3 protein-coding genes are annotated in these 3,286 nt (G+C 40.1%); 1 reads left to right on the top strand and 2 read right to left on the bottom strand.

Annotation, left to right across the window (positions count from 1 at the left end):
- Positions 1-678 (top strand): phytase (locus AC33VI_RS10130; protein WP_491782140.1); only part of this gene is annotated, 678 nt, incomplete at its 5' end.
- A 5-nt stretch (positions 679-683) separates the two neighbouring features.
- On the opposite strand, the gene AC33VI_RS10125 is transcribed toward AC33VI_RS10130, so the two are convergent.
- On the bottom strand, positions 684-1,112 hold the full coding sequence (locus tag AC33VI_RS10125; protein WP_491782139.1) for a ribosomal maturation YjgA family protein: 429 nt from the start codon (positions 1,110-1,112) through the stop codon (positions 684-686).
- 237 nt (positions 1,113-1,349) lie between these two features.
- A partial coding sequence (locus tag AC33VI_RS10120) for an ABC-F family ATP-binding cassette domain-containing protein (protein WP_491782138.1) occupies positions 1,350-3,286 on the bottom strand: 1,937 nt, incomplete at its 5' end.

Genomic DNA, 3,286 nt, shown 5'->3' with positions numbered 1-3,286 from the left:
CCTAAATCGATCTTTGGGGTAGACGATGAGGAAGCTACTGCCTATGGTTTGACTGCCTATACTAATGCTGAAGATGGTAAGGCTTATGTCTTTGTCTCTCAATCTGACGACAATAAAATCGCTCAACTAGAATTGCAACCAAGATTTGGCGCAGCAGATGCTTTGGAAGTGGAGGCTAAGTTAATTCGTATTTTGGAATTACCTATTCCTGACGGTGTAAAACGAGAAAAGGCATTTATCGAAGGAATGGTAGTAGACAGAGAAACGGGAATACTTTATTTAGCCCAAGAAGATTTCGGGATTTGGCAAATGAATGCCGATCCTACTCAAGATCTAAATTTAACCATTGTCGATCGCGTTACAGATTACCAGTCTGATTCTCCTTTGGTTGCGGATATCGAAGGTTTGACTATTTATTATGGCAATGATGGAGAAAAATATTTAATTGCTTCTAGTCAAGGAGATAGTACTTTTGCCGTTTACGATCTGCTCGATAATAATTCCTATTGGGGTAGTTTTGCGATCGCAGGAGTCAAGAAAACCGATGGTTTGGATATTACTAATATTTCTTTGGGGAAATCCTATCCTCATGGTTTATTAGTCGTGCAAGATGGAGTCAATCAACCAAAACCTAATTTTAAATTTGTCGATCTGGCTGAAATCTTTTCATCCAAATAACTGTCCTAACTGTTATTGATGATGGCAATTTTGTAAATCCAGCACCAACCAATTAGCGAACCTAAAGCATAATGGGGAAAATCCCACCAATCAAAGCCAGCACCTAAAATTAACTTCCAAAGAATGTGCGATCGCAATACTTGTGGTACTAAATGAAACCAAAGCTGACTAACTTCAATGGCACAGGTAACAACAAATACCCCTAAGGCGATTTTAGCAGTAGTGTTTTTTATAGCGATCGCATCTTTGCTAGCAGGTATAAACCACAAAATAATCAGACACCATAAAATCTCATACAATATATCTCCCGAATAATCTCGCACCCAATCTTGGGCGATACCCGTATGGGTTTTAGAATATAGCCCCAAAGAAACGATAATTAGTAGGGAAATAAAGATTAAAATACGGCGACGATTAGCGATCGCATTCAACATAAAGCTTTACTGTCAAATTTATTTATCTTAAGTTTTTAGTTAAAGAATTAAATTTAGTAATAAAAACAATTGGGTGTAAGATCCTACAGTCTTACTGTGTTTACGTTCAGGCATAGTTAAAGACTATGTTTTAAGGGCGTAATTGCGGGGTTTCCCCGCAATGCTGACCGCCCGCATTGAACGACTAATAACTAATAACTAATAACTAATAACTAATAACTAGGGCGCAGCCCTTTATTACATTTCTCTTTCTGCTAACTCCATCCATTTTTCAGTAGCGGAATCAATTTCATCGTTGAGAGTAGCTAATTTAGTCGATAATTCTTGGACTAAATTAAAATCACTACAGTTAACGGTTAGCTCGTTTTCTAGCTTTTCTTTTTTTGCTTCTAATTGGGCTATTTTTTCTTCTAGCTTATTATATTCCCTCAGTTCAAAGTTAGACAGGGGTTTATTTTTTTTGTCGTTAGTTTTATTAGAGTTATTAGTTTTAGCTTTGCTTGGTTTGGGTTTGTGGTCAACTTGCTCTTGTTTGGCTGCTCGTTCGGCTTTCTTTTTGTGTTCCAAATAAACAGAATAGTTACCAGGATATTTACGTACCTTGCCTTCTGGCTCGATGGCAAAGATAAATTCGACAGTGCGATCGAGAAAATAGCGATCGTGAGAAACTACGATAACGCAACCATTGAAGTTTTCCAGATAGTCTTCCAAAATCGCTAGAGTTTGTACGTCAAGATCGTTTGTTGGCTCGTCGAGAATCAAAACATTGGGCGCAGACATCAAGACTTGCAACAGAAATAAACGACGCTTTTCTCCTCCAGATAGTTTATTGATCGGCGAATATTGCTGGTTGGGAGTAAAGAGAAACTTCTCTAACATTTGAGAAGCGGTAATCTTGTCGCCGTTAGCCGTAGTGACAATTTCCGCTACTTCTTTAATATATTCAATGACTCTTTGTTCTTGATTTAATGCGTCGAGTATATTATCGGAATGCTGATCGAAATAACCGATGTGGATAGTTTGACCGATTTCAACTTTGCCTGCGTCGGGTTCGATTCTACCTGTAATAATATTCATTAGGGTAGACTTACCCGCGCCATTCCCACCAATAATGCCAATGCGATCGCTCCGTGTAAATTTGTAGCTAAAATCTTTGATTAGGGTGCGGTTTTGATAGGCTTTAGATATATGGTCTAGTTCGATTACCTTTTTGCCGATCCGTCTGCCTGGAGTATCGATATCCACCTTTCCCTGAGCCTGTTTGAACTCCTTATCCTGCATTTGACTGATGCGATCGATACGGGCTTTTTGCTTGGTACTGCGAGCTTTTGGCCCTCGTTTGAGCCATTCTAATTCCCGTCTTAATACCCCTTGATGTTTGCGTTGAGTGCTGGCGACAGATTCTTCTTGTTGGGCTTTTTTTTCTAGATAATAAGAATAATTACCTCCATAGGTATAAAGATCGGCGCGATCTATTTCAACGATCCGATTTGTTACCCGATCCAAAAAATAGCGATCGTGAGTAATTAATAAAATAGCACCGCCAAAGCGATCGAGGTATTCTTGCAACCATTCTACTGACTCGGCATCGAGATGGTTTGTCGGCTCATCCATCAGCAGTAGATCGGGTTCATTAAGTAAGGCAGCAGCAAGAGCAATTCGCTTGCGATATCCTCCAGAAAGACTGCCAACTTTAGCGTCAAAGTCTTCAATACCTAGCTTGCTCAAGATTATCTTTGCCTTAGTTTCTAACTCCCACGCGCCAACCGACTCCATTTTCTCCGTTACTTTAGCCAAGCGAGACATCAAAGCATTTAAATCATCTCCTGTTGCATGAGCTATTTTATGAGATAAATCTTCATATTCTCTTACCAAGTTCATTTGTTCGCCACTATCGGCAAATACCTGATCGATGACAGTGCGTTCTTCATCGATTTCTGGCTGTTGGGGTAAATAAATAATCCTCGCGCCACTTTTTACCAAACGTTGTCCGCCATCTGTGGGTTCGCTACCTGCGATCATTTTTAGTAGAGTAGACTTACCAGAACCATTTACGCCGATCAACCCTACTTTGTCATTGTTATTGATGGCGGAAGAAGCCAGCAGCGCCGCAATTTCGGTGGCGATTAAACCTTTCTGCTGCCCGCGACTGCCGAAGATTTCCGAAGCGCTGG

It is taken from the genome of Waterburya sp. (assembly GCF_058530065.1).
The sequence above is the reverse complement of the archived record's forward strand: the minus strand, read 5'-3'. Positions and strand labels throughout refer to the sequence as shown.

Bases quoted from the DNA above. Each gene is read 5' to 3' on its own strand.
- AC33VI_RS10125 (WP_491782139.1), bottom strand. From the start codon at position 1,112: ATGTTGAATGCGATCGCTAATCGTCGCCGTATTTTAATCTTTATTTCC.